We start from the raw sequence: 24,073 nt of genomic DNA on the forward strand, positions 1-24,073 counted from the left end.
CGCCCCTTCGGCGTTCTCGCTCCTACGCGTACGCGTCGAAGTCCTTGATCTGCGAGAACCCGAGCCCGTACGCGCTCATCCCCCGCCCGTACGCCCCCAGGTGCACGCCCGCCGCCGAGCCCGCCAGGACCCAGCCGAACTCGGTCTCGCGGTAGTGGAACGGCACCGGCACCCCGTCCACCGGCAGCGAGAGCGTCGTCCAGGCGGGCCCGTCGAGGTCGTCGGCGAGCTCGAAGGCCGTCTCGGTCTGCTGGTCCAGCCAGTTGTCGCGCGTCATGTGGTCGAGCGAGGCCGGCCAGGTGTGGACGAGCAGTCCGGAGCCGGCCAGCCAGGCGGCGGAGGAGACGGTGGTGGCGTCGAGGACGCCCGTCCCGTCACCGGTCCGCCGTACGGGGCTCGCCGCGACCGTCACGACGACGGCGAAACGCTCCTTCTCCGCACCGCTCGCGTCGGACTTTATCGACGGCGCGTCACCGTGCCCGATCGATCCGTGCTGCACGCTGCCGTCCGCCGCCGTGCCGACCTGCATCAGCCGACGCGGCCCGGTGAAGGCCTCGTCGAGGCCGTACCAGGCGAAGGGCGCCCGCAGGAAGCCCTCGTCGGTCCGCCGGGCCGCGGGTGTGCCCTCCACCCGGCTCGTGGTCTCCATCTCGGCCGCCTCCTCGTTCCGTCAACAGAGCGAGGATAGCCACCGGGGCGCGCCGGATCGGTGACAGCCCGTCGTCAGGTCGCGTCGGAGTCGTACGGGGGGCGCCCGCCGGCGTCCGGCTCGTCCCGCTTCTTGAGGAGGTCCGAGGTGCCCACCGGGGAGCCGTCGACCGAGGCCCCGGCGGTCGCCGAGCCGTTGACGGCGGGCAGGGTCTCGCGGCCGTGGACCGCGTCGGCGACCTCGTTCATCTCCTTCTTGAGGTCGAAGGTGCTGCGCAGCTCGTCGAGCTCCCGGAGGTCCTCGTTGCCCTCCAGCTGCTTGCGGAGGAACGTCTTGGGGTTGAGGTCCTCGAACTCGAAGTCCTTGAACTCCGGGCCCAGCTCGCTGCGGATGTCGTTCTTCGCGCTGTCGGAGAACTCGCGGATCTTCCGGACGAAGCGCGAGACGTCCTGGATCACCTTCGGGAGCTTGTCCGGCCCGAAGACGAGCACGGCGAGGACCACGAGCGTCACCAGCTCGAGAGCGCCTATGTCGCTGAACACCTTGTAGCTCCTTCACGCCGGTCCAGGGCCCGGTCCACGGTACCCGCCGAAACAGCCGGGCGGGTACCTCGCGGTGTACGCCGCATGGCGCTCAGGTGCCCTGCGAGGAGCCGAGCGTCAACGTCTTTGTCAGCTCTTTGCCGTCGCGGCTCAGGGTGAGCTCCAGGCGGTCGCCGGGGCGGTGGGCGCGGATCTTCACGATGAGCTCCTCGCCGTTGTGCACCCGCTGGCCGTCGACCTTGGTGATGACGTCGCCGGGCCGGAGCCCCGCCTCGGCGGCCGGGCCGCCGGGCGTGACGGAGGCGGTGCCGTCCTTGCCCTTCTCGCCGACGCGGGCGCCGTCGCCGTCGTACTGCATGTCGAGGCTCACCCCGATGACCGGGTGGGCGGCCTTGCCGGTCCTGATGAGCTCCTCGGCGACCCGCTTGCCCTGGTTGATCGGTATGGCGAAGCCGAGGCCGATGGAGCCGGGCTGGCTCGCGCCGTCGCCCTCGCCGTCGCCGCCGCCGGCCGCGCGGATCGCGCTGTTGATGCCGATGACCCGGGCCTTGGAGTCGAGGAGGGGCCCGCCGGAGTTGCCGGGATTGATGGGGGCGTCGGTCTGGAGCGCGTCGACGTAGCTGATGTCGCTGCCGTCGCCCTTCTCGCCGCCGGCGGTGATCGGGCGCTCCTTGGCGCTGATGATGCCGGAGGTGACGGTGTTGGAGAGGTCGAAGGGGGCGCCGATGGCGACGACCGGGTCGCCGACGCGGACGCTGTCGGAGTTGCCGAGCGGCAGGGGCTTGAGGCCCGAGACGCCGGTGACCTGGACGACGGCCAGGTCGTAGCCGGTGTCCTTGCCGACGAGCTTGGCGCGGGCGGTCTCGCCGGTGGAGAAGGTCACCGAGATGTCCGCGGAGGACCGGGCCCCGTCCACGACGTGGTTGTTGGTGAGGATGTGGCCCCTGGTGTCCAGGACGAAGCCGGTGCCGGTGCCGGACGAACCGCCGCCCTTGACGTGCAGGGTGACCACGCCGGGCAGGGCGCTGGCGGCGATCCCGGCCACGCTGTCGGGGGCGCGGCCGGTGTCCTCGGCGGCGGCCTGGGGCAGCTCGACGGTGCTGATCCCGCCGTTCCGCTCGACGTACGCGCCGATCCCGCCGCCGATGACGCCGGTGAACAGCGCGAAGACCAGCGCCCCCGCGACGGCGAGGCCCTTCCGGGACCTCTTCGCGGGCGCGGGCGGCAGCGCGGGGCCGCCGACGCCCCAGGGGTCGTACTGGCCCCAGGGCGCGGGCCCCTGCGGACGCGGCGGTACGGGAGGCACGGGGCCCTGCTGGTGGGGCGGGGCGGGGGCCGGGGGCCGCTGCACGGGCGGCGCGGGCGCCCACGGCCCGGGCTCGCCGTAGGGCGGCGTCCGGTACTCGTCGGGGGCGTGCAGGGGCTGCGTCTGCGGCGCGGAGGCGGGTGCAGGTTCGGGAGCCGGGTCCTGGGCGGGGACGGGTGCGGGCACCGGGTCCTGCGCGGGGACGGGCTCCCGGCCCCCGGGCCCGCCCTTGGTCAGGACGACGGAGGGCGCGGGCTCGGTGGCGCCGGTCCCGGCGGGCGCGGAGTCCTGGGGAGCGGCCTCGGCGGCCTCGGTGGACCCGGAACCGTCGGCGGCGGGCTCGGCGCCCCGGGAGCCGGCCCCTTCGGGCGCGGCGGCCGGTGCCTGGTCCTGCGGCTCCGCTGCCGGTGCCTCGTCCCGTCGGGCGGCGGCGTCGGCCGGGGCCGTCGTCGGCGGTTCCGGGGCCGTGGACGGGCGCGGCGCGGGCAGGGGGAAGTCGCCGTCACCGTCACCGGACGGAGGCGGCGCGGGTATCCGCGCCGCCTCCGGCGTGCTCGAAGGACGGCTCCACCAGTTCGGCTTCCCGTTGTTCATGCTCTCCCCGCAACCGCTGACCCGTCCGTGCCCCTGGGGCGGACGCCACTGTCCCTGGATTCAACCAGGTCGCGGGTCAACGGGGGGAGCCGAGCGACGTGGTCGTCGGGCTCGGCCCCGGACCGGGCCCGGGACCGAAGGCCGGCGGGAGGACCGGACCTGCCGCCCGGACGAACGGCGAGAGGGGGAGTAGGGACCGGTGGGGCGGGTACGAGAGGCCCACGGCCACCCGGGGCGGGACGAAGGAGTGGCCCGCCATCAGCGGGACCACGGCCACGACCGGCCCCCGGGGAACCGCCGCCGGGGTGACCCCGGAGAGCGGCTCGGCGGCGACGGCCTGCGTGCCCGCGCGCTCGCCGGAGCGCGTGCCGCGCCCCGGTGACGTACCGGTGCCGGTGCCGCCGCCCGCTGCGGTGGTGCGGAGCGGGGTGACGGCGCTGCCCGTGCCCTGGCCGCGCCCGCCCGCGTTCACCGAGGTGTCCAGCGGCAGGGAGCCGCCGAGGGCGATGGCCGCGAACGAGACGGCGCTGGCCGCCGCGAAGGCGAAGCGCCGGCCGCGTCCGCCGGAGCCCGCCGGACGGTCACCGACCTCGTGTATGCGGAAGCCCGTGGCAGGCCGTCCCGGTCCCGGGTGCGGGGTGACGACCGCCGCCGTGGCGAAGCCGTCCGACTTCACCCCGCGGGCGCCCAGGAGTTCTTCGAGGGGGCTCTTCGGCCCTCCCCGGCTCCCGAGGCCTCCGGACCCTTCCGGGCCCCCGGGATCTCCCGACGGGTCGCCGGGCCCTCCGGGAAGGCCCTGGAGCCGTGCGAGGAAGCCCTCGGAGGGCGGCGGGGGCGCGGCGGAGGCGAAGACGCTCTTGAGGGTGCGCTGCGCGTCGGCCTCGGCCTTGCAGCGGGCGCAGGTCGCGAGGTGGGCGAGGACCCGCTCGCGGGCGTCATGGCCCAGCTCGCCGTCGACGAGCGCGGCGAGCCGGTCCCCGAGGTGGTGCTCCGCGGGGGTCGGTGACGTGGGGAGTGTGCCGCTCACGCTGTGCCCGCCTCCCATCCGACGGAGGCGAGCGCACGCTCCGCCCGGGCCTCGGGCGAGCGGTGCTTGAGCGCCTTGCGGAGGTGGGAGCGCCCGCGGTGGATCCGGCTGCGGACGGTGCCGAGCTTCACGCCGAGGGTCGCGGCGATCTCCTCGTACGACAGTCCCTCGATGTCGCAGAGGACGACGGCCGCGCGGAACTCGGGCGCGAGGGTGTCGAGGGCCTGCTGCACGTCGGCGTCGAAGTGGGTGTCGTTGAAGGCCTGCTGCGGCGAGGGCTCGCGGCTGGGCAGCCGCTCGGCGGCGTCGTCGGCGAGCGCGTCGAAGCGGATGCGCTGCTTGCGGCGGACCATGTCGAGGAAGAGGTTGGTGGTGATGCGGTGGAGCCAGCCCTCGAAGGTGCCCGGGGTGTACGTCGACAGCGAGCGGAAGACGCGGACGAAGACCTCCTGGGTCAGGTCCTCGGCGTCGTGCTGGTTGCCCGTGAGGCGGTAGGCGAGGCGGTAGACCCGGCCACTGTGCGTGCTGACGATCTCCTCCCACGTGGGAGGCGTCCACGCCTGCGATTCCGCGTCCGATGCGAAGGTCGCGGTGGTGGGTGCGGAGTCGGCGGTGCGGGAACGGTCAGCGGTGTCGGTCACGGATTTCGGCTCACCCGCCGACCCGAGAAGGCGCCGGATCACGCCCCTCCGGTCCACAGGCGCAGCCGCACCTCCCCTGTCGGCTCTGGTGGTGTCCAGTGGAGCCCCTACCATAGCCACCTCGCCCGTTAGTTCCGGATAAGAATCTTTACGCGAATTTGGAACCGGCTCGCCCGGCTGCCTCCGTCGCGTCCCTCCCCTGGTGAACGCCCGGTCCCATCTGCGGGTTCCCGTCGGCAGCGGATACAGTCACCGTTGCGTCAACTACGGGGACAGGAGAGGGCCATTACCGCCAACCGGCAGACGAGCTGGGCGTTCGCCGACGCCTTTGTCGCCGAGGACGAAGCACTGCGCTGGGCCCGTGAGCGGGCTCACGAGGCAGGGCTCCCCCCGGTGTCGCCGGGCACCGGCGGGGCGCTGCGCCTGCTCGCCGCGACGGCGGACGCCAAGGCGGTGGCGGAGATCGGCACCGGTACGGGCGTGTCGGGCATCTACCTGCTGCTCGGGATGCGGCCGGACGGGGTCCTGACGACGGTGGACCTCCAGCCGGAGCGGCAGCAGCTCGCCAAGACGGCCTTCCGGGCGGCGGGCTTCGCGGGCAACCGGGCCCGGTTCATCCCCGGCCGCGCCCTGGACGTGCTGCCCCGGCTCGCGGACGGCGGGTACGACCTCGTGTTCTGCGACGGCGACCGGCTCGAGTACCTGGACTACCTCGCTGAATCGTTGCGCCTGCTGCGACCTGGGGGGCTGGTCTGCTTCGAGGGCGTCTTCGCGGACGGGCGGACGATCGACTCGTCGGCACAGCCGGCGGAGGTCCAGCGGGTCCGCGAGCTGCTGCGGGCGGTGCGGGAGAGCCAGGACCTGGTGCCCTCGCTGCTGCCGGTGGGCGACGGCCTGCTGTGCGCGGTGCGCCGCGGCTGACCGGCGCCCCTCGGAGCCGTACGTACGCGTCCGCCGCCGACCGGCACCTCTCGGAGCCGTACGCGTCCGCCGCCGGCCGGCGTCCCCAAAACCGTATGTCCGCCGACCGGCGTGCCCCGGAGCCGTACGCCCTCCGGAGACACCGCTGCCCCGGTACGGCGGGCCGTACCGGGGCAGCGGTGGAAATCGGGGAGAGAGGGTCAGCCCACGACCTTCTTGAGGGCGTCGCCCAGCGCCTCGGCCTCGTCGGGGGTCAGCTCGACGACAAGCCGACCGCCGCCTTCGAGCGGAACGCGCATGACGATGCCCCGCCCCTCCTTGGTCACCTCGAGCGGGCCGTCACCCGTCCGCGGCTTCATGGCCGCCATGCTTGTTCCCCTTCCTGAAACCAGCCCATCGACAACCGGGCAGCTCCTTGGTGTGGAGCACGCGTGACCGGCTTCGAACACATTGCTTCCAGGTCATTATCCCGCATGGCAGGACCCGATGACCAACATCGAATGGCATCGCTTGCGCAACGCGCTCTCTCATAACCCCACATTTCGTCGCTCGGCCTGCGATACTTCGCCGCCCGGCGTCCTGCCGACCGCCCCGGTTCTTTGACGCAGCTCACATGTGCGGCGGTGTCGATCTCCGCCATGCTGTGCTGGTCAACCACGCGACGAGGCGGAGGAAACCCATGGCGGACACGGTGCTGTACGAGGTGAGCGACGGGCTCGCGACCATCACGCTCAACCGGCCCGAGGCCATGAACGCGATGAACGTCGCGACGAAGGTCGCCCTCCGGGACGCGGCGGAGACGGCCGCGTCGGACCCCGCCGTACGGGCGGTGCTGCTCACGGCGGCCGGGGACCGGGCGTTCTGCGTCGGGCAGGACCTGAAGGAGCACGTCGGGCTGCTCCTCGCGGACCAGGAGTCCGGCACGCGCGAGACCATGAACACGGTCCGCGACCACTACAACCCGATCGTCCGGGCGCTCGCCGGCATGCGGAAGCCGGTGGTCGCGGGCGTGAACGGCGTCGCGGCGGGGGCCGGCTTCGGCTTCGCGCTCGCGGCGGACTACCGGGTGGTCGCGGAGACGGCCTCCTTCAACACCTCCTTCGCGGGCGTGGCGCTCACCGCCGACTCGGGCGTGTCCTGGACGCTGCCGCGCCTGATCGGCGCGAGCCGCGCCTCCGACCTGCTGCTCTTCCCGCGCTCGATCGGTGCCCAGGAGGCGTACGAGCTGGGCATCGCGAACCGCCTGGTCCCGGCCGCCGACCTCGCCGCCGAGGCCGCGAAGACGGCCCGCGCCCTCGCGGACGGCCCGACGGTGGCGTACGCGGCCCTGAAGGAGTCCCTGGCGTACGGCGCCGACCACTCGCTCTCCGAGGCCCTGGACAAGGAGGAGGAGCTCCAGACCCTGGCGGGCGCGTCGGAGGACCACACCATCGCGGTCCGCGCCTTCATCGCCAAGGAGAAGCCGCGGTACCTGGGGCGCTAGGAGGCCTCCTCCGGGGCGGCGGCGAGGCGGCCGTCCCGGGCCGCGCAGTCCGCGAGGTGGTCGTCGACCAGGCCGCAGGCCTGCATCAGGGCGTAGGCCGTGGTGGGGCCGACGAAGCGGACGCCGCGCTTCTTGAGGGCCTTGGAGAGGGCCGTGGACTCGTCGGTGACCGCCGGGACGTCGGCGAGCGTGCGCGGGGCCGGGCGGTTCTCCGGGTCGGGGGCGTGGGACCAGATCAGGGCGTCGAGCTCGCCCGGCTCCCAGCCGGCGAGCAGCTTCGCGTTGGCGAGGGTGGCGTCGATCTTGGCCCGGTTGCGGATGATGCCCGCGTCCAGGAGGAGCCGCTCGCGGTCCGCCTCGCCGAAGGCGGCGACGGCGGCGATGCCGAAGTCCGCGAAGGCGCGCCGGAAGCCCTCGCGGCGGCGCAGGATCGTGATCCAGGACAGGCCCGACTGGAAGGCCTCCAGGGAGAGCCGCTCGAAGAGGGCGTCGTCGCCGCGGACCGGGCGGCCCCACTCCTCGTCGTGGTACGCCACGTAGTCCTCGGTCGACAGGCCCCACGGGCAGCGTGCGAGGCCGTCCGGTCCGGTGAGCGCGCCGCCGGCCGTCACGGGCGCTCGCCCTCCGCGCCGCCGGAACCGGAGCCGGAACCGGTGCCGAAGTCGGAGCCGCCGCCGGTGCCGAAGCCGGAGCCGCCGTGGCCGAAGCCGGAGCCGCCGCCGGGGCCGGTGCCGCCGCCCGGGCCCGCCAGCGCCTCCTCCAGTTCCGCGATCCGGGCGTCCCGCTCGGCGAGTTCGGCGCCGAGGCGGACCAGGACGTCGTCCACGTCCGCCATCCGGTAGCCCCGGGCGGCGACGGGGAGGCGGAGCGCCTCGACGTCGGCGCGGTCGACCGGCCGGGTGACCGGCAGGGGGTCGACGAGCTGCTCGGGCGCCACCTCGGGCAGCACCTCGCTGTCGCCGCCGCCGACCACGGCCAGGGTCACCGCGGCCACGACCACGACCATCGTGATGAGCAGAAACCAGAACACTGCGCGCCTCTCCCCGGAGTGGAAACCGTCCGGTGCCGATCGTGCCATGCATCACCGACGGTTAGGGTCGCAGGCGAACGGACGCGAGGGAGGACAAAAGGGATGCTGCGCTTGGGACGGCGTGAATTCGGGCCGCACGAACCGGTGGTCATGGCCATCGTGAACCGGACCCCGGACTCCTTCTACGACCGGGGCGCGACCTTCCTGGACGAGCCGGCGCTCGCCCGGGTCGAGCGGGCCGTGGCCGAGGGGGCGGCGATCGTCGACATCGGCGGGGTGAAGGCGGGCCCCGGCGAGGAGGTGACGGCCGAGGAGGAGGCGCGGCGCACGGTCGGCTTCGTCGCCGAGGTCCGCAGGCGCCACCCGGACGTGGTGATCAGCGTGGACACCTGGCGGGCGGACGTCGGCGAGGCGGTCTGCGAGGCCGGCGCGGACGTCCTGAACGACGCGTGGGGCGGGGTCGACCCCCGGCTCGCGGAGGTGGCGGCGAAGTACGGGGCGGGGCTCGTCTGCACGCACGCGGGCGGCGCGGAGCCGCGGACCCGGCCGCACCGGGTGGAGTACGAGGACGTGATGGCCGACGTCCTGCGGGTGACCGTGGGCCTCGCGGAGCGGGCGGCGGCGCTGGGGGTGCGCCGGGACGGGATCATGATCGACCCGGGGCACGACTTCGGGAAGAACACCCGGCACAGCCTGGAGGCGACCCGGCGGCTCGGCGAGATGGCGGAGACCGGCTGGCCGGTGCTGGTGTCCCTGTCGAACAAGGACTTCGTGGGCGAGACCCTCGACCGCCCGGTGCAGGAGCGACTGCTCGGCACCCTGGCGACGACGGCGGTGTCCGCGTGGCTGGGGGCGCAGGTGTACCGGGTGCACGAGGTCGCGGAGACCAGGCAGGTCCTGGACATGGTGGCGTCCATCGCGGGCCACCGGCCGCCGGCCGTGGCGCGGCGCGGACTGGCGTAGGACGGCGAAGGGGGGCGCCGCGGTGCGGCGCCCCCCGGAAGCGGACCGGTCCTACTTGCCGGTCTCCTTGCTCACCAGCGCCACCGCCTCCTCCACGTCGTCCGTGACGTGGAAGAGCAGCAGGTCCTGCTCCGCCGCCTTGCCGCCCGCGACGACCGAGTCGCGCAGCCAGTCGACGAGGCCCTTCCAGTACTCCGTCCCGAAGAGGACGATCGGGAAGCGGGTGACCTTGCGGGTCTGCACCAGGGTGAGCGCCTCGAAGAGCTCGTCCAGGGTGCCGAGGCCGCCGGGCAGGACGACGAAGCCCTGCGCGTACTTCACGAACATCGTCTTGCGGACGAAGAAGTACCGGAAGTTCACGCCGATGTCGACGTGCGGGTTGAGCCCCTGCTCGAAGGGGAGCTCGATGCCGAGGCCGACCGAGACGCCGTCGGCCTCCCTGGCCCCCTTGTTGGCCGCCTCCATGGCGCCGGGGCCGCCGCCCGTGATGACCGCGAAGCCGGCCTCGACGAGCGCCTTGCCGATCCGTACGCCCGCCTCGTACTCGGGCGAGTCCGGCTTCGTGCGGGCCGAGCCGAAGACGCTGATCGCGCTCGGCAGTTCGGCGAGGGCCCCGAAGCCCTCGACGAACTCGGACTGGATGCGCATGACCCGCCAGGGGTCGGTGTGCACCCACTCCGAGTCGCCCTCGGTGTCGAGCAGCCGCTGGTCCGTCGTGCCCGGCTGGACCTGGTCCCTGCGCCTGAGCACCGGCCCCAGCCGCTGCTCCTCGGGCTTCGCCACTCCCTCGGGAATGCCCATGGCCTGCTCCCTCCGCCGATCGGCGGTCCGCCGTGGACCGCCAACTGATCTTCTGGTCCGGTCAGGGTAGGACGACACAGGTGACGAAACGCGAAATTACGGAAGTCAGGCAGTCAGCCAGTCGCGGAGCCGTGCCTCGCAGTGGTGGATCCGCTCGACGACGACGTGCTCGTCGCGCTTGTGCGCGTACATCGGATCGCCCGGTCCGTAGTTGACGGCGGGGACGCCCAGGGCGCTGAAGCGGGAGACGTCGGTCCAGCCGAACTTGGGGTGCGCGCTGCCGCCGACGGCCTTCATGAAGGCCTCCGCGGCGGGGTGGGAGAGGCCGGGCAGGGCGCCGGGGCTCTCGTCGTCGACGACCAGGTCGGCGATGTCGCAGTCGGCGAAGACCTCGCGGACGTGGGCCAGGGCCTCGGCCGGGGAGCGGTCGGGGGCGTACCGGTAGTTGACGGTGACGGTGCAGGCGTCGGGGATGACGTTGGTGGCGACGCCGCCCTCGATCGCGACGGCGTTGAGGCCCTCGTGGTACTCCAGGCCGTCGATGACCGGCTTGCGCGGCTCGTACGCGGCGAGGCGGGCGAGGATCGGGGCGGCGGCGTGGACGGCGTTGGAGCCCATCCAGGAGCGGGCGGAGTGGGCGCGCTCGCCGGCGGTGTGCAGGACGACGCGCAGGGTGCCCTGGCAGCCGCCCTCGACCTGGCCGTCGGAGGGTTCGAGGAGGACCGCGAAGTCGCCCTCCAGCCAATCGGGGTGCGCGGCGGCGATCTTCCCGAGGCCGTTGAGGTCGGCGGCGACCTCCTCGTTGTCGTAGAAGACGAAGGTGAGGTCGCGGTTGGGCTCGGGGACGGTGGCGGCGATCCGGAGCTGGACGGCGACGCCGGACTTCATGTCGGAGGTGCCGCAGCCCCACAGGACGCCGTCCTCGTCGAGCCGGGAGGGCACGTTGTCGGCGATCGGCACGGTGTCGATGTGGCCGGCGAGGACGACCCGCTCGCCGCGGCCGAGCGTCGTGCGGGCGACGACGTTGTTGCCGTACCGGTCGACGGTGAGGTGCGGCAGGGCGCGCAGGGCCCGCTCGATCGCGTCCGCGAGGGGCCGCTCGGTCCCGCTGACGGACGGGCGGTCGACGAGGGCGGCGGTGAGGGCGGCCCCGTCCAGCGACAGGTCGAGGGGGGCGTCGGGCGGGGTGATGTCAGCCATATGCCGACCCTAACCCGGCCTCCAGTACGGTGGGCCCCGTGTCCGAGCCCATCCGCCCCGCCCGCCGTGGCCGCCTCGCCCGTTCCGCGGCCGCCCTCGCCGCGCTCCTCGGCCTTGCGTCGTACGTCGGCCTCCACCAGATGACGGGCAGCAGGGGCACTCCGCGGTGCAGCGTGGGCAGCGGCGACCACCGCTACGAGTTCACTCCGGAGCAGGCGTCCAACGCGGCGACGGTCTCGGCCGTGGGCACCACCCGGGGGCTGCCGGAGCGGGCGGTGACGATCGCGCTCGCGACGGCGCTCCAGGAGTCGGCGCTGCGGAACATCGGCCACGGCGACCGGGACTCGCTCGGCCTCTTCCAGCAGCGTCCGTCGATGGGCTGGGGGACGCCGGAGCAGATCATGGACCCGGTGTACTCGGCGGGGAAGTTCTACGCGGGCCTGGAGAAGGTCCCGGGGTACTCGCGGCTGCCGCTGACGGTGGCGGCGCAGAAGGTGCAGAAGAGCGGCTTCCCGCAGGCGTACGCGAAGCACGAGCCGGACGCCGCGCTGCTCGCCGCCGCCCTGACGGGCCGGACGCCGGCCGGGCTCTCCTGCACGGCGAACCCGGAGGAGGGCCGGCCGGGCGATCCGCAGCGGGTGCGCGCGGAGCTGATACGGGCCTTCGGCCAGAAGGCGGCCCCGACGGCGGTGACCGGCGGCCCGAGCGCGGGCCGGTCGGCGGCGGAGCCGCCGGTCCTCGTGGTGCCGGTGCGGCCGGTGGCGGGCGCAGGGGCCGGCGCGGACGAGCGGCGCGGCTGGGAGCTGGCGCAGTGGGCGGTGGCCCGGGCGGGGTCGCTGCGGATCACGGAGGTCTCCTACCGGGACCGCGTCTGGCGCGCGGGCGAGGCCCTGGGGGGCTGGTCGAAGCCCTCGGACGGTCCGGCGGCGGGCGGCGGATCCGTCCGCATACGGCTGGCGCGGTAGCCGGAACCCCCCGCACGCCCGTTCCCTCCCTCACCCGCCCGTGGCACGGCGCCGGTCCGGGACGCGGTGAATTCGAAGCGCCTCGGGAGCGGTTCTCCCGGGGATGCGACCGGCTCGCAATTCCCTTGCAAGGCAAGGGAAGTGACGGTTCGGCAGGCACCCGCGCAATGACGCGTTCGTCCATTTTCCTCCCCGCCCGACAATACGACGCATTGCCAATTCTTTACCTTCGACCGCCGCAACCTCTCCCGCCCCGGAGCCGGTTGTCACTGCGTCCGAACGCACACGTCGCACCTCGTCGAAGGAGCACCATGTCCCTCTCCCTGACCCGCCGGATCGCCCGCGCCGCCCTCATCGTCGCGGCCGGAGCAGCCCCCGTGGTCGGTGCGGCCGGCTCCGCGAGCGCCCTCGACCACGGCCTCGCGCCGACCGGCGCCCTGGGCGGCCTGTCCGCCCTGGACGTCTCGGACACGGGCGACACCGTCGACGGCGCCTCGCGGTCCACCGCCGGCGTCGTCGGCCAGGCCGGCGAGGCCGCCGCCCCGGTCGCCCAAAAGGTCGCCGGCGACGCCGCCGGCACCACCGCGGGCCAGGTCGTCGGCAAGACCGCCGGCGCGGCCGCCGAGAGCGCCGAGGGCCCGACCGGCGGCGCCCTGGGCGGCGGCCTCGGCGGCCTGCCGACCGGCCAGACGCTGGGCGGCCTGCCCCTGGGCGGCTGACCTCCGCGCGGAACGCCGGAAGGGCCCGGGGAGCGCGATGCTCCCCGGGCCCTTCCGTGTGCGTCGGGCCTTCGGGCGGGCCCTGTGCCGGGCCTCCGTGGGCGCCCGGGGTCAGCCCAGGCGCTTGACGGCCGCCTCGACCCGCTCGTCCGTCGCCGTGAACGCCACCCGCACGAACCGCTCCCCGGCCTCGCCGTAGAAGTCGCCGGGCGCCACCAGGACGCCCTTCTCCGCCAGGTACGCCACGGTCTCCCAGCACGGCTCGTCCCGGGTCGCCCACAGGTACAGGCTCGCCTCGCTGTGCTCGATCCGGAAGCCGTGCGCCTCCAGGGCCGCCCGCAGCGCCGCCCGCCGGGCCGCGTACCGCCCGCGCTGCTCGGCCACGTGCGCGTCGTCGCCGAGCGCCGCGACCGTCGCCGCCTGCACCGGGGCCGCGGTCATCATGCCGCCGTGCTTGCGGATCTGGAGCAGCTCGCCGAGCACGGCCGGGTCGCCCGCGACGAACGCGGCCCGGTAACCGGCCAGGTTGGAGCGCTTGGAGAGCGAGTGGACGGCGACGATCCCCTCGTACGAACCGCCGTTGACGTCCGGGTGCAGCACGGAGACCGGGTCGGCCTCCCAGCCCAGCTCCAGGTAGCACTCGTCCGAGAAGACCAGGACGCCGTGCTCGCGCGCCCAGGCCACGATCCGGGTCAGCTCCTCCTTCGGGAGGACCTTCCCGGTCGGGTTGGACGGGGAGTTGAGCCAGAGCAGCCGGACCGCGGCCGGGTCGAGATCGGCGACCGGGTCGTCGTACACCACGGGCGTCGCGCCGCAGAGCCGCGCGCCGACCTCGTACGTCGGGTAGGCGAGCCGCGGGTGGGCGACCGCGTCCCCGGGGCCGAGCCCGAGCTGCGTCGGCAGCCAGGCCACCAGCTCCTTGGAACCGACCACCGGGAGCACGTTCTCGTGGGCGAAGCCGACCGCGCCGAGGCGCCGCTCGCACCAGCCGGTGAGCGCGTCCCGCAGCGCCGGCGTCCCCCACACCGTCGGATAGCCCGGCGAGTCCGCCGCCGCCACCAGGGCCTCCTGGATCAGCGCGGGAACCGGGTCGACGGGCGTGCCGACGGACAGGTCCACGATCCCGTCCGGGTGCGCCAGGGCCGTCTTCTTGTACGGCTCCAGCTTGTCCCACGGGAAGACGGGGAGGCGCGAGGAGACTGCGCTCACGGGGTGGCTCACTTCCTCGTACGGACCCGTGCGGACCCGTACGGTCTGGCGGTCTGGCGGTCTGCGGTCTGGCCGCCTCGGGAAACGCGTCGGCCCCGCACGGCGCTCGACGCCGTACGGGACCGGATGCGGTGGATCAGCCGTTCTGCGGCGGCAGGGCGGCGACGAAGGGGTGGTCGCGCTCGATCTCGCCGAGCTTGGAGGCACCACCGGGCGAACCGAGCTCGTCGAAGAACTCGACGTTCGCCTTGTAGTAGTCCTTCCACTCCTCCGGGGTGTCGTCCTCGTAGAAGATCGCCTCGACCGGGCAGACCGGCTCACAGGCCCCGCAGTCGACGCATTCGTCCGGGTGGATGTACAAGGACCGCTTGCCCTCGTAGATGCAGTCGACGGGGCACTCCTCGATGCACGCCTTGTCCTTGACGTCGACACAAGGCTGCGCGATGACGTAGGTCACGCTGTCGTTCCTCCTCGATAGGGCTGGTCTGCGCGGGAGCGCGGCGTCGTCGATGCCCGCACCTAGTATCTCCGTTCTCGGGGGCGATCCGAACAGGAGGGGTGGAGAAGCAGTGGAATTCACCGGAGGCGGACGCCTTGAGATCCGCGTCACCAGCGCTGACGTGGGAAAACGTGTCTCCGTTCGGTGCGTGACCGACTCGGGCGAGGCGGGCGGCATGTTCACCGACACGGTCGGGGTTCTCACATCGTGGGACGGTGGCGTGCTGCTGATCACACGGAGGAGCGGCGAGGCCGTCCGGATCGCGGAATCCTCCCTGGTCGCGGGGAAGGTCGTGCCCGCCGCCCCGGCCCGCCGACGGGGCCCGTCGGCCACCTTCGCGGAGCTGGCGCGGGCCACCGCGCGCGCGTGGGAGCCGGTCGAGAGCGAGGCGCTCGGGCAGTGGACGCTGCGGGCCTCGTTCCAGGAGGTGCCGCCCGAAGGGCGTCCTGGAGGGGCGGTGGCCGGGCGACGGGTGGGATTCACCCGGCGGGCCAACTCCGTGCTGCCGCTCGGTGATCCGGGGCTCCCGGTCGCCGAGGCGCTGGCGTACGCGCGGAAGTGGTACGCGGACCGGGGGCTGCCCGCGTACGTCCAGGCCGCGACCGGCGCCGAGGGCACCCAGGAGCTGCTCTGCGCCGAGCTGGAGCGGCTCGGCTGGCGGCGCGAGGTGTCCGCCGAGGTGCGGATCGGGGCGCTCGCCCCGATCGGGGACCTGGACGCCGACGTCTCCGCCGTCCGCCTCTCCCGCTCCGTCGACGAGGCGTGGCTGCGCCGCTACCAGCGCTTCGGAGAGCCGGGTCCGGCGGTGCGGACGGTCCTCGTCTCCGGCCCGAGCGTGTGGTTCGCGACCGTGGCGGGCAAGGACGGGATACCGGCGGCCATCGGCCGCTGCGTCGTCGACGGGCGCTGGGCCGGCTTCATGGCCGTCGAGGTCGACCCGGAGCTGCGGCGCCGGGGCCTGGCCACGTCCGTGATGACCGCGCTCGCCCGCCGGGCCCTCGACGAGGGCGCGTCGGCGGCCTGGCTCCAGGTGGAGGCGGACAACGACGGCGCGCGGGCGCTGTACGACGGGATGGGCTTCGCGCCCCACCACCACTACCACCACTACCGATGGGCGGAGGCGTGACGGAGGAAGACCCCCACGGCGATCCGGAGGGCGGTCCGGAGGGCGAGCCCCCCGGACCGCCCGACTGGCGGCGGGAGTTCGCGGAGGAGGCGCGGGCCGAGCGGCCGGACCTCGCGCGGCTCTGTCTGCTCATCGGGGCGGTGGCCGACCCCTCCGTCACCCGGCACGACCTCGACGGGGCCGAGATCGAACTCGACCGGCTCGCCGGGCTCGTCCCGTACGCGACCCGCGTCACCGGCGACTGGGCCGCCGCGCTCGCCGCGCTCCTCGGGCGCCGTGAGGGTTTCGAGGGCGTGCCCGCCGACTACCAGCGCCTGGAGTCCTCGCTGCTCCACGAGGTGCTCCGGCGCCGCCGGGGGCTGCCGATCCTGCTCTCGGTCGTCTGGATGGAGGTCGCCCGCCGGGCCGGTGCGCCCGTGTACGGGCTCGGGCTGCCCGGCCACTTCGTCGTCGGCTTCGGCGACCCGGCCGACCTGTGCCTCGCGGACCCGTTCGCGGGCGGGCGCGCCATGACGGGCGCGGACGCCGAGCTCCTGGTGACGAGCGCGACCGGCGAGGCGCTCGACCGCTCGATGCTCCGGCCGGCCGAGCCCGGCGCGATCGTGCTGCGCGTCCTCAACAACATCCGCGCCTGGGCGGCCCCCCGCCCCGAGCGGTCCGGCGTCGCCCTGTGGGCGGTGGAGCTGGCCCTGCTGCTCCCCTCGCACCCGGCGAGGCTGCGCTACGAGCGCGCCGAGCTGCTCGTGCGGCGCGGGGACTTCCTGACGGGCGCGGTGGAGATGGAGGCGTACGCGCAGGTGATGGACGCGGTGGACCCGGAGGCGGCGACCACGATCCGGCGCCGGGCCCTGGCGGCACGGGCCCGCCTGAACTAGGGCGTGTCCGTGGACCGGGACGTATCCGTGGTTCACGGCCTGCCCGTGGACCGGGGCATGTCCGTGGTCCACGTCCTGCCCGTGGACCGGGCCCGCCCGAACCAGGGCTTGTGCGTCCGTGGAACGGCGGTGGCGGCGGTGCCGCGCCCGAGCGCCGCACCGCCGCCACCGTCCTCGCGTTCGGACGTCCGGGCCGTCAGCCCTCGCCGGACAGGTCGATCGTCTTCGTGCGCTCCGCGGGCGTCTTGCCCATCAGCGCGTCGCGCATCGCGAACGCCACGTCGTCGACGGAGACCTCGTGCTTGGCGCCGTCGCCCTTGGTGATCATGACGCCCTTGAAGGCGCCGTCCAGGAGCCGCTCGATCGCCTTCTTGTCGTAGACCTCGACCAGGCGGCCGTTCACGGGCTTCATGGAGAGGATCTGCGGCAGCGACCGCGCCGGGCCGAACTGGATCTCCTTGCCGCCCGCCCTGATCGTGATCCGGTCGGACATCGCGGGCTCCGCGAACTCCTTCATCGCCCGGTCCAGCTCGGCCTTGGTGACCGTCGGCTGGCGGGACGTGACGGGCAGCTCGACCACCTTGGCCCGCCCCGTCTCGACCTGGGCGCGGAAGGCGTCGCGGACCGAGTAGATCGAGCGCCGGACGTCCAGGCCCTTGCCGGGCTTGCCCTCGACCGGGGTCACCTTGTTCGGCGTGAAGAGGATGGTGCCCTCGGTCGCGGAGCCGGAGGCGCCCGCGAGGTCGGTCAGGGCGACGGCGAGCTTCTCCTCGTCGACCGGGAAGACCGGCTTGGCGACCCGCTCGCCGCCGAAGAGGGAGCCGATGACCGACACCGGGTTGTAGTCGCTGCCGGCGGCGGCGCGGACGGTCTCCTGGCTGTCGAGGGACAGGCCCGCCTTCTCCGGGGGCAGCGGGACCTTCTTGCCGCCGACGGAGAGCTGGAGCGGGGCGTGGGCGCGCTTGCCGAGCGTCGCCTCCAGCTTGTCGACGGCCTCCTCCTTCGTGCCGCCGCCGATGTCCACGCCGAGCACCGTGGTGCCCTTGGGGACGTCGGAGTGGTTGAGGAGCAGTCCCGCGCCGTAGGCGACGCCGACGAGGCCGACGACTCCGGCGCCGAGGAGGACCAGCTTGGAGCGGCCCTTCTTCGCGGGGGCCTGGCGCGCGGCCGGGGCGGGGGCCGGGGCCGGCCGCTCCTCGGCGCGCGGGGCGGGGTTCGGGCGGGCCGTCGCCGGCGGGACCACGGGGATGCCGCTGGTGAGCGTGTCGCCGGAGACGTGGTGACCGCCCTCGGCCGCCGGGCCGCCCTGCCGGGGGCCGCGGCCGGGGGTCGGCGGGAGCTGCTGGGGCGTCAGGACCGCGGTGTCGTCGGACATGCGCGGGGCGCCGCCGGGGAACGGGGAGCCCGCGCCCGGGCCGCCCGCGGGCGGCCGGCCCTGGCCCTGGCCCTGGCCGGCCATCGGGCCCTGACCGCCCTGGCCGTTCTGGCCCCGGAAGGGGCCCTGGCCGCCGGGGCCGGCGAACGAGGCGGTGCCGGTGACCGGGCCGGTGGTCGGACCGGCCGGGGCCGCCGGACCGCCGTGGACGGGCGTGCCGCCCGCCGGGGTGCCGTCGTACAGGGGCGTGCCGCCGGCGGGGGTCCCGTCGTACGCCGGGGTGCCGCCGCCCGGGGTGCCGTCGTACATCGGCGTGCCGCCCGCGGGGGTGCCGGTCTCGTACAGCGGGTTGCCCGGGGCGGCGCCGGCCGGGGCGACCGGGCGGCTCGACGGGGTGCCGCCGACCGTCGGGACGCCCGAGGTCGCGGAGCCCGCGAAGCCCGTGCCCGGGGCGTCCGGGCCGGGTGCCGCGCGCTTCGGGCCCGGAGCCGGGGCGGGGGACGGCGCCGGGGCGGGCGCCGAGGGCTTGCGCGGCGCGAACCAGTCGCTCGTCTCCTCGGCCTTCGGCGGCTCCGGGGCCGCCACCGGCTCGGGCGCGGGCTCCGCGGCGGGCGCGGGCTCCGGCTCGGCCTCCGGGGCGGACGACTCGTTGACCGTCTTGCGGACCACGACCGGCGGGATCGGACGCGAACCCGGGATGTTGATCCGGATCCGGGTCGTCAGCGTCGTCTCGGTCTTGGGCTCCTCCGGCGGTGCGGACGCGGCCGCGGCCTCCTCGGACGCGTCCTGCGAGGGGTGGAGCGACGGATACTGGCGGGAACCGTACGGCGGGGTGCCCGAGGGGTATGCGGCTCCACCGCGCCCCTGGGCGCCGGAGGACGAACTGTCAGTCTCTCGACCAGTTTCACGACTCAAAGCAGGATCTCCCGGTTGGCTCCACCGCCCGCTCTTGCTGATGCTCGTGTGACCCGGGCGGTTCGGCGGCGCGCACCACCATACTGGCCGCCGCCGCCGCGCACCCGACCCCCGGGCCCCCGACGAAGAGCAATCCGGACGAAGTCGGGACGTCTCCGACCTCAAGTCCCCCTGCTCACCGGGCCGGTCGCGGCAGCCGGGACAGCGTGGCGCACATCACAGCGACACCCATGCCCCCGAAGAGGAACAGCAGCTCGCCGACGCCCCCGCCGAACACCCCGTCGCCCTCGGGGCGTCCGAAGCTGAGCAGGACGACGGAGAGGAGCCAGCCGACGCCCGGCGCGACCACGCCGACCTGGGTGCAGGCGGCGCGCAGCCCGCCGTAGAAGAGGCCGGCGGTGGCGAGGAGCGCGAGGAGCAGGCCGGCGGGGAGCCAGGCGGCCTGGACGAGGGTCCCGGCGGTCCCGACGAGGGCGCCGAGGACGAACAGGAGGGCGTACCAGGCGTACCGGACGCCACGGGGGACGGGGCGGCCGTCGGACCCGGGGCCGGACCTCGCCGGGCCGGACGGCGGAGGACCGCCCGAGGAGGCCGCCCGCCCGCGCGGCGGCGGGTTCGGGGAGGAAGCGGAGGGGGTCACGCGGTCACCCCCGCGAAGAGGTCCGTCTCGCGCTCGCCCTCGGGGGCGCCGTGGACGCCCCGGACCAGCTCGTAGTACTCGGTGGTGAGGATCGGCTGCCCGAGGTCGTTGGAGAGGGCGAAGAAGGGCCCGTCGACGGCGACCTGGGTGGCGTGCGCGGCCATCGCGGCGCTCTTGCGGGCCGCCTGCTCCGGGGTCGCGGCGATCTCGGCGGTGATCCGGTCCTCGTCGACGACGCCGGGGACGTCGCCGACCTCCGCGACCGCCGGGAAGGCGGAGCCCTCGGCGCGCAGCCGGGCGAAGCCGGCCTCGGCGGCGGGGCGCGGGACGCGGTTCCAGTAGACCTTGGCGATCGCGTGGGCCGGGCCGAGGTCGGGGCGGAAGGCCGGGTCGGCGGCCAGCTCGGCGGCACGGGTGGCGACCCGGTGGGCCTGGATGTGGTCGGGGTGGCCGTAGCCGCCGTCGGGGTCGTAGGTGACCAGGACCTGCGGGCGGGTCTCGCGGATCACCTCGACGAGGTGCGGGGCGGCGTCGTCGACGCGCGTGCTCCAGAAGGCGCCGTCCCGCCCGTTCTGCTCGGCGCCCATCATCCCCGAGTCGCGGAAGCGCCCCGGGCCGCCGAGGAAGCGGTGGTCGGTGACGCCCAGTTCGGCCATCGCGGCGGCGAGTTCGCCGACGCGGTGCGGGCCGAGCCGGTCCTCCCGGTCCGGCGCCAGGTGGGCGAGGCCGGGCGGGATGACCTCGCCCTCCTCGCCGAGCGTGCAGGTGACGAGGGTGACGAGGGCGCCCTCGGCCGCGTACCTGGCCATGGTGACGCCGTTGTTGATCGACTCGTCGTCCGGGTGCGCGTGCACCAGCAGCAGACGGCGGGCGGGGAGATCGGACATGCCCCCCACCCTACGAGACCCCGCGCGGCCGGACCGGGAGGAGACCCCGGGTGCGCGGGCTCAGAACTTGAGGCCGCCGATCATGCCCGCCACGTTGGTCGTGAGGGTGCTGATGGAAGGGGCGATGGACGAGCTCGCCAGGTAGAAGCCCAGGAGCGCACAGATCGCCGCATGTCCGGCCTTCAACCCGGATTTCCGGATCAGAAGGAAGACGACGATCGCCAGCAGCACCACCACGGAGATCGAGAGTGCCACGGCGGTTCACCTCCACACTTCTCGGTCGGACTTCTTCGGTCGGTTTGCCCGGAGCGGTTCGGGCAAGGAGCAGAGAGCATGTGCCAGACGGATGCATACCCACCCAGCGCTACGGATCATAACTATCCGTGCCATCGCATCGATCGGCGGACGGAGGCACGAGGGGGGCGCACAGCGCTAGTTTCGGCCTCATGACCTTGTCTCGACAGCAGCCCGCCACACCCTCGGCAGGGCTCTCCTTCCCCCGCCAGCACGCCCGGACCCAGCGGTTCGCCCTGGGGGTCCCGCGCGGTTTCTCGGTCTCCCCGGACGGGGAGCGGGTGGTGTTCGTCAGATCCGTCTCCGGCACCGACCGTTCGCACCGCCTCTGGGTGCTCGACCTGCCGCCGGGCGGCGAACCGGCGGAGCGGGTGGCGGCCGATCCGGAGGTGCTGCTCGCGGGCGCGGAGGAGGAGTTGTCCCCGCAGGAGCGGGCGCGCCGGGAGCGGAGCCGGGAGGGATCGGCCGGGATCGTGGCGTACGCGGTGGACGGAGCCGTGGAGTTGGCGGCGTTCGCCCTCTCCGGGCGGCTGTTCGCGGCGGAGCTGCGGGCGGGCACGGCGCGGGAGCTGCCGGTGCCGGGACCGGTGATCGACCCGCGTCCCTCGCCGGACGGGCGGTTCGTGGCGTACGTGGCGGAGGGCGCGCTGCGGGTGGTGGGCGCGGACGGCTCGGACGACCGGGCGCTGGCCGTTCCGGAGGACCCGGGCGTCTCCTACGGATTGGCCGAATTCATCGCCTCGGAGGAGATGGGGCGGTACCGCGGCCACTGGTGGTCCCCGGACTCGGACCGGCTCCTCGTGGCGCGGGTGGACGACCGGGCGGTGCGGACCTGGTGGATCGCGGACCCGGCGCACCCGGAGCGGGAGCCGCAGCGGGTGGGGTATCCGGCGGCGGGCACGGACAACGCGGAGGTGCGGCTGTTCGTCCTGGGCCTCGACGGGTCGCGCACGGAGGTGGAGTGGGACCGGGAGCGGTACCCGTACCTGGCGCGGGTGCACTGGTCGGCGGCCGGGGCGCCGCTGCTGCTCGTCCAGACCCGGGAGCAGCGGGAGCAGGCGCACCTGGCGGTGGACCCGGCGACCGGGGCGGTCTCGACCGTGCTCGTGGAGGAGGACCCGGCGTGGCTGGAGCTGCTTCCGGGGGTGCCGGCGTGGAGCGCGGACGGGCGGCTCGTGCGGATCGCGGACGTCGCGGAGGGGGGCGCGGACGTGGACACGGGCGACGGCGGGGCGCGGGTCCTGGCCGTCGGCGACCGGGCCCTGACCGACGGGCGGCTGCACGTCCGGGCGGTGCTCGACGTCGGCCCGGACGACGTCCTCGTGTCGGCGTCGGCGGGCGCGGGCGCGGCAGTGCCGGAGACCGGCGAGGTCCACGTCTACCGGGTGACGGAGGAGGGCGCCGAGCGGGTCTCCGAGGGCGCCGGCGCGCACGGAGCGGCGCGCGCGGGGGCGGTGACCGTCCTGGTGTCGGCGCGGCCCGGGGAGCCGGGGAGCACGGCGCTGGTGCTGCGGGACGGCGAGCGGGTCGCGACGGTCGCCTCGCACGCGCAGCGTCCGGTGATCTCCGCCCGGGTGCGGCTCACGGAGGCCGGGGCGCGGCGGATCCCGTGCGCGGTGCTGCTGCCCTCGGGGTACGAGGAGGGCGACGGGCCGCTGCCGGTCCTGATGGATCCGTACGGCGGCCCGCACGGGCAGCGGGTGGTGGCCGCGCACAACCCGCACCTGACGTCCCAGTGGTTCGCCGACCAGGGCTTCGCCGTGGTCGTGGCGGACGGGCGCGGCACGCCGGGCCGCTCCCCCGCCTGGGAGAAGGCGGTCCTGCGCGACCTGACGCCGACGCTCGACGACCAGGTGGAGGCGCTGCACGCGCTCGCCGGGCGCTTCCCGCTGGACCTGGGGCGGGTGGCGGTCCGGGGCTGGTCGTACGGCGGCTACCTGGCGGCGCGGGCGGTGCTCCGGCGGCCGGACGTCTTCCACGCGGCCGTCGTCGGGGCGCCGGTGACGGACTGGCGGCTCTACGACACCCACTACACGGAGCGGTACCTCGGGACCCCGCAGGACGACCCGGAGGTGTACGCGGCGCAGTCGCTGCTCACCGACGACGGGCTGTCGTCGCCGGAGGTGCCGGTGCGGCCGATGCTGGTCGTGCACGGGCTCGCGGACGACAACGTGGTGGTGGGGCACGCGCTGCGGCTCTCCTCCGCGCTGCTCGCGGCGGGCCGGCCGCACGAGGTGCTGCCGCTGTCGGGCGTCACGCACATGACGCCGCAGGAGCAGGTGGCGGAGAACCTGCTCCTGCTCCAGGTGGACTTCCTGAAGCGGTCCCTCGGCCTCGACCGGGGCTGAGCCCGGGTCACCAGCCGGGCGGCCGGGGGTGCGGCGGGGGCGGCGGCAGCGCCCCCGCCGGCGGGTACGGGCCGGGCGCGGGGGCGGGGGCGCCGCGCCCGGCCAGGAGGGCGAGGACGGCGGCGCCCACGAGGAGCCCGAGCACGGAGGTGAGGACGGCCGCCCGGTGCGCGGCGTGCAGGTCCGCGAGGTGGGCGAGCGTCCCGTACCGGACGGCCACGGCGGTCCCGGCGAGGCCGTCGGCGGCCAGGAGCGCCCCGGCGAGCAGTCCGAAGGCGCGGCTGTGGCGGGCCCGCGCGAGGGCGGAGACGGCGGCCGTGGCGCACAGCGCGACGAGGACCACGGACAGCCAGCCGGGCGGGGGCGCGAGGGCCGCCTTGATGACGGACCGGCCGCCGGTGAACCGGTCGACGGTGATCTCCAGGGGCAGTTCGGCGAACCGGTACAGCTCCCAGCCCGCCGTGGTGACGGCGGCGACGGCGAGGAGGATCCCGGCGGCGACGGCGGGTCCGGTGCGGGGGCGGCCGGGGAGCGGCTCGTACGGGACGTCGGCCGGGCGGCGGCCGACGGCGGCGACGAGGACGAGGCCGGCGGCGAGGGCCAGTTCGAGGACGGCGGTGACGAGGGCCCCGCCGCCGGGCGCCCAGAGGCCGGGCAGGCGCAGGGCGAGGGTGACGGCGCCGGTGGCGGCGAGCGCGGAGGCGGCGTGCCGCGAGCGGAGGGCGGCGACGGCGGCGGCCGCGGAGACGACGAGGAGCACCGGGTCGAGCAGCGAGGTGGCGGCCCGTCCCCGGACGAGGAAGAACAGGTCCCCGGCCCAGTACCACGCGAGGTCGGCGGGCGAGCCGAGCGCGGCGAGGTCCTTGAGGACCCACACGGTGGTGACGAGGACGAGCGCGCCGCAGAGCGCGGCGCCGGTGAGTCGTGCCGGTCGTGTCACAGTCACGGCATCGATACTCACGGTCGCGCACGGCCGAAACAAGCGGTTCCGGATATGCGGAGGGGGGAGACCAGTCGCTGCGCCAGGAACGGACTGAGGGAGTCCACGCTCTGCGAGACGGCGA

25 protein-coding genes are annotated in these 24,073 nt (G+C 74.8%); 8 read left to right on the forward strand and 17 right to left on the reverse strand.

Going from position 1 to position 24,073, the window contains the following annotated elements; translation table 11 throughout:
* Positions 1 to 22: 22 nt before the first annotated feature.
* The 5 genes from ACWGSR_RS33500 to sigE all read right to left on the reverse strand — a co-directional run bounded on the left by ACWGSR_RS33500 (position 23) and on the right by sigE (position 4,873).
* Positions 23 to 649, reverse strand: a complete 627-nt coding sequence (locus tag ACWGSR_RS33500; RefSeq protein WP_376245811.1) for a hypothetical protein — start codon at positions 647 to 649, stop codon at positions 23 to 25.
* Positions 650 to 723: 74 nt separating this feature from the next.
* Positions 724 to 1,191: a sec-independent translocase gene (locus ACWGSR_RS33505; protein WP_376245814.1), complete on the reverse strand. Its 468-nt coding sequence runs from the start codon at positions 1,189 to 1,191 to the stop codon at positions 724 to 726.
* A gap of 91 nt (positions 1,192 to 1,282) precedes the next feature.
* Positions 1,283 to 3,091: a trypsin-like peptidase domain-containing protein gene (locus ACWGSR_RS33510; protein ID WP_453572392.1), complete on the reverse strand. Its 1,809-nt coding sequence runs from the start codon at positions 3,089 to 3,091 to the stop codon at positions 1,283 to 1,285.
* A 76-nt stretch (positions 3,092 to 3,167) separates the two neighbouring features.
* On the reverse strand, positions 3,168 to 4,118 hold the full coding sequence (locus tag ACWGSR_RS33515; protein ID WP_453572395.1) for an anti-sigma factor family protein: 951 nt from the start codon (positions 4,116 to 4,118) through the stop codon (positions 3,168 to 3,170).
* Positions 4,115 to 4,873 carry an RNA polymerase sigma factor SigE gene (gene sigE, locus ACWGSR_RS33520; RefSeq protein WP_366371640.1) on the reverse strand — a complete coding sequence of 253 codons (759 nt, stop codon included), beginning with the start codon at positions 4,871 to 4,873 and terminating at the stop codon, positions 4,115 to 4,117. The genes ACWGSR_RS33515 and sigE overlap by 4 nt, the downstream gene beginning before the upstream one ends.
* 141 nt (positions 4,874 to 5,014) lie before the next feature.
* On the opposite strand from sigE, the gene ACWGSR_RS33525 reads away from it, so the two are divergent.
* Positions 5,015 to 5,680 (forward strand): O-methyltransferase, encoded by a 666-nt coding sequence (locus ACWGSR_RS33525; protein ID WP_366371638.1) that lies wholly within the window; start codon positions 5,015 to 5,017, stop codon positions 5,678 to 5,680.
* Positions 5,681 to 5,880: 200 nt separating this feature from the next.
* Here the strand turns inward: ACWGSR_RS33525 and ACWGSR_RS33530 are convergent, their stop codons facing one another.
* Positions 5,881 to 6,048, reverse strand: a complete 168-nt coding sequence (locus ACWGSR_RS33530) for a DUF3117 domain-containing protein (RefSeq protein WP_009997451.1) — start codon at positions 6,046 to 6,048, stop codon at positions 5,881 to 5,883.
* A gap of 311 nt (positions 6,049 to 6,359) precedes the next feature.
* On the opposite strand from ACWGSR_RS33530, the gene chcB reads away from it, so the two are divergent.
* Entirely contained in the window at positions 6,360 to 7,163 is an 804-nt protein-coding gene (gene chcB / locus ACWGSR_RS33535) for a 2-cyclohexenylcarbonyl CoA isomerase (RefSeq protein WP_376245825.1), read from the forward strand.
* Here the strand turns inward: chcB and ACWGSR_RS33540 are convergent.
* Entirely contained in the window at positions 7,160 to 7,774 is a 615-nt protein-coding gene (locus ACWGSR_RS33540) for a DNA-3-methyladenine glycosylase I (protein ID WP_453572400.1), read from the reverse strand. The two genes, chcB and ACWGSR_RS33540, sit on opposite strands and share 4 nt — an antisense overlap.
* Positions 7,771 to 8,193, reverse strand: a complete 423-nt coding sequence (locus ACWGSR_RS33545; RefSeq protein ID WP_453572403.1) for a hypothetical protein — start codon at positions 8,191 to 8,193, stop codon at positions 7,771 to 7,773. Before ACWGSR_RS33545 ends, ACWGSR_RS33540 begins: the two co-directional genes overlap by 4 nt.
* 102 nt (positions 8,194 to 8,295) lie before the next feature.
* Here ACWGSR_RS33545 and folP point away from each other — a divergent pair, with 102 nt between their 5' ends.
* The gene (gene folP / locus ACWGSR_RS33550) at positions 8,296 to 9,156 is read left to right on the forward strand and encodes a dihydropteroate synthase (protein WP_376245833.1); all 861 of its coding nucleotides are present in this window, start codon (positions 8,296 to 8,298) and stop codon (positions 9,154 to 9,156) included.
* 51 nt (positions 9,157 to 9,207) lie between these two features.
* Here folP and ACWGSR_RS33555 read toward each other — a convergent pair whose 3' ends face one another.
* Both ACWGSR_RS33555 and dapE read right to left on the reverse strand, forming a co-directional pair.
* The gene (locus ACWGSR_RS33555; RefSeq protein ID WP_376245835.1) at positions 9,208 to 9,957 is read right to left on the reverse strand and encodes an LOG family protein; all 750 of its coding nucleotides are present in this window, start codon (positions 9,955 to 9,957) and stop codon (positions 9,208 to 9,210) included.
* A 105-nt stretch (positions 9,958 to 10,062) separates the two neighbouring features.
* On the reverse strand, positions 10,063 to 11,157 hold the full coding sequence (gene dapE, locus ACWGSR_RS33560) for a succinyl-diaminopimelate desuccinylase (protein WP_376245838.1): 1,095 nt from the start codon (positions 11,155 to 11,157) through the stop codon (positions 10,063 to 10,065).
* A 29-nt stretch (positions 11,158 to 11,186) separates the two neighbouring features.
* On the opposite strand from dapE, the gene ACWGSR_RS33565 reads away from it, so the two are divergent.
* The gene (locus tag ACWGSR_RS33565; RefSeq protein WP_453572408.1) at positions 11,187 to 12,122 is read left to right on the forward strand and encodes a hypothetical protein; all 936 of its coding nucleotides are present in this window, start codon (positions 11,187 to 11,189) and stop codon (positions 12,120 to 12,122) included.
* A 311-nt stretch (positions 12,123 to 12,433) separates the two neighbouring features.
* Positions 12,434 to 12,841, forward strand: coding sequence for an ATP-binding protein (locus ACWGSR_RS33570; RefSeq protein ID WP_376245844.1), 408 nt, complete (start codon positions 12,434 to 12,436; stop codon positions 12,839 to 12,841).
* 111 nt (positions 12,842 to 12,952) lie between these two features.
* On the opposite strand, the gene dapC is transcribed toward ACWGSR_RS33570, so the two are convergent.
* Both dapC and fdxA read right to left on the reverse strand, forming a co-directional pair.
* Complete coding sequence (gene dapC / locus ACWGSR_RS33575; RefSeq protein ID WP_453572412.1) at positions 12,953 to 14,050, reverse strand: succinyldiaminopimelate transaminase; 1,098 nt, start codon at positions 14,048 to 14,050, stop codon at positions 12,953 to 12,955.
* Between the two features lie 136 nt (positions 14,051 to 14,186).
* Positions 14,187 to 14,507, reverse strand: a complete 321-nt coding sequence (gene fdxA, locus ACWGSR_RS33580; RefSeq protein ID WP_053640884.1) for a ferredoxin — start codon at positions 14,505 to 14,507, stop codon at positions 14,187 to 14,189.
* 112 nt (positions 14,508 to 14,619) lie between these two features.
* On the opposite strand from fdxA, the gene ACWGSR_RS33585 reads away from it, so the two are divergent.
* Together ACWGSR_RS33585 and ACWGSR_RS33590 are read left to right on the forward strand one after the other, a co-directional pair.
* Entirely contained in the window at positions 14,620 to 15,675 is a 1,056-nt protein-coding gene (locus ACWGSR_RS33585) for a GNAT family N-acetyltransferase (protein ID WP_453572415.1), read from the forward strand.
* Entirely contained in the window at positions 15,660 to 16,550 is an 891-nt protein-coding gene (locus tag ACWGSR_RS33590) for a transglutaminase family protein (RefSeq protein WP_376245854.1), read from the forward strand. Before ACWGSR_RS33585 ends, ACWGSR_RS33590 begins: the two co-directional genes overlap by 16 nt.
* Positions 16,551 to 16,746: 196 nt before the next feature.
* On the opposite strand, the gene ACWGSR_RS33595 is transcribed toward ACWGSR_RS33590, so the two are convergent.
* From ACWGSR_RS33595 to ACWGSR_RS33610, 4 genes are all read right to left on the reverse strand, one after another.
* On the reverse strand, positions 16,747 to 18,840 hold the full coding sequence (locus tag ACWGSR_RS33595) for a hypothetical protein (protein WP_453572418.1): 2,094 nt from the start codon (positions 18,838 to 18,840) through the stop codon (positions 16,747 to 16,749).
* Positions 18,841 to 19,015: 175 nt separating this feature from the next.
* Positions 19,016 to 19,480, reverse strand: coding sequence for a DUF6113 family protein (locus ACWGSR_RS33600; RefSeq protein ID WP_453572421.1), 465 nt, complete (start codon positions 19,478 to 19,480; stop codon positions 19,016 to 19,018).
* Entirely contained in the window at positions 19,477 to 20,367 is an 891-nt protein-coding gene (mshB, locus tag ACWGSR_RS33605) for an N-acetyl-1-D-myo-inositol-2-amino-2-deoxy-alpha-D-glucopyranoside deacetylase (RefSeq protein WP_376247000.1), read from the reverse strand. Before mshB ends, ACWGSR_RS33600 begins: the two co-directional genes overlap by 4 nt.
* Positions 20,368 to 20,427: 60 nt before the next feature.
* Entirely contained in the window at positions 20,428 to 20,622 is a 195-nt protein-coding gene (locus ACWGSR_RS33610) for a hypothetical protein (RefSeq protein ID WP_053640878.1), read from the reverse strand.
* A gap of 191 nt (positions 20,623 to 20,813) precedes the next feature.
* Here ACWGSR_RS33610 and ACWGSR_RS33615 point away from each other — a divergent pair, with 191 nt between their 5' ends.
* The gene (locus tag ACWGSR_RS33615; RefSeq protein ID WP_453572424.1) at positions 20,814 to 23,009 is read left to right on the forward strand and encodes a prolyl oligopeptidase family serine peptidase; all 2,196 of its coding nucleotides are present in this window, start codon (positions 20,814 to 20,816) and stop codon (positions 23,007 to 23,009) included.
* Positions 23,010 to 23,016: 7 nt separating this feature from the next.
* Here ACWGSR_RS33615 and ACWGSR_RS33620 read toward each other — a convergent pair whose 3' ends face one another.
* Complete coding sequence (locus ACWGSR_RS33620; protein ID WP_453572427.1) at positions 23,017 to 23,955, reverse strand: hypothetical protein; 939 nt, start codon at positions 23,953 to 23,955, stop codon at positions 23,017 to 23,019.
* Positions 23,956 to 24,073: the final 118 nt, after the last annotated feature.

It is taken from the genome of Streptomyces sp. NPDC055632 (assembly GCF_053618675.1).

What these genes read in the sequence shown, in the direction of transcription:
- ACWGSR_RS33500 (WP_376245811.1), bottom strand. Translation starts at nt 649, where the DNA reads ATGGAGACCACGAGCCGGGTGGAGGGCACACCCGCGGCCCGGCGGACC.
- ACWGSR_RS33510 (WP_453572392.1), bottom strand. Translation starts at nt 3,091, where the DNA reads ATGAACAACGGGAAGCCGAACTGGTGGAGCCGTCCTTCGAGCACGCCG.
- sigE (WP_366371640.1), bottom strand. Translation starts at nt 4,873, where the DNA reads ATGGTAGGGGCTCCACTGGACACCACCAGAGCCGACAGGGGAGGTGCG.
- ACWGSR_RS33530 (WP_009997451.1), bottom strand. Translation starts at nt 6,048, where the DNA reads ATGGCGGCCATGAAGCCGCGGACGGGTGACGGCCCGCTCGAGGTGACC.
- chcB (WP_376245825.1), top strand. Translation starts at nt 6,360, where the DNA reads ATGGCGGACACGGTGCTGTACGAGGTGAGCGACGGGCTCGCGACCATC.
- folP (WP_376245833.1), top strand. Translation starts at nt 8,296, where the DNA reads ATGCTGCGCTTGGGACGGCGTGAATTCGGGCCGCACGAACCGGTGGTC.
- ACWGSR_RS33555 (WP_376245835.1), bottom strand. Translation starts at nt 9,957, where the DNA reads ATGGGCATTCCCGAGGGAGTGGCGAAGCCCGAGGAGCAGCGGCTGGGG.
- dapE (WP_376245838.1), bottom strand. Translation starts at nt 11,157, where the DNA reads ATGGCTGACATCACCCCGCCCGACGCCCCCCTCGACCTGTCGCTGGAC.
- ACWGSR_RS33570 (WP_376245844.1), top strand. Translation starts at nt 12,434, where the DNA reads ATGTCCCTCTCCCTGACCCGCCGGATCGCCCGCGCCGCCCTCATCGTC.
- ACWGSR_RS33590 (WP_376245854.1), top strand. Translation starts at nt 15,660, where the DNA reads ATGGGCGGAGGCGTGACGGAGGAAGACCCCCACGGCGATCCGGAGGGC.
- mshB (WP_376247000.1), bottom strand. Translation starts at nt 20,367, where the DNA reads ATGTCCGATCTCCCCGCCCGCCGTCTGCTGCTGGTGCACGCGCACCCG.
- ACWGSR_RS33615 (WP_453572424.1), top strand. Translation starts at nt 20,814, where the DNA reads ATGACCTTGTCTCGACAGCAGCCCGCCACACCCTCGGCAGGGCTCTCC.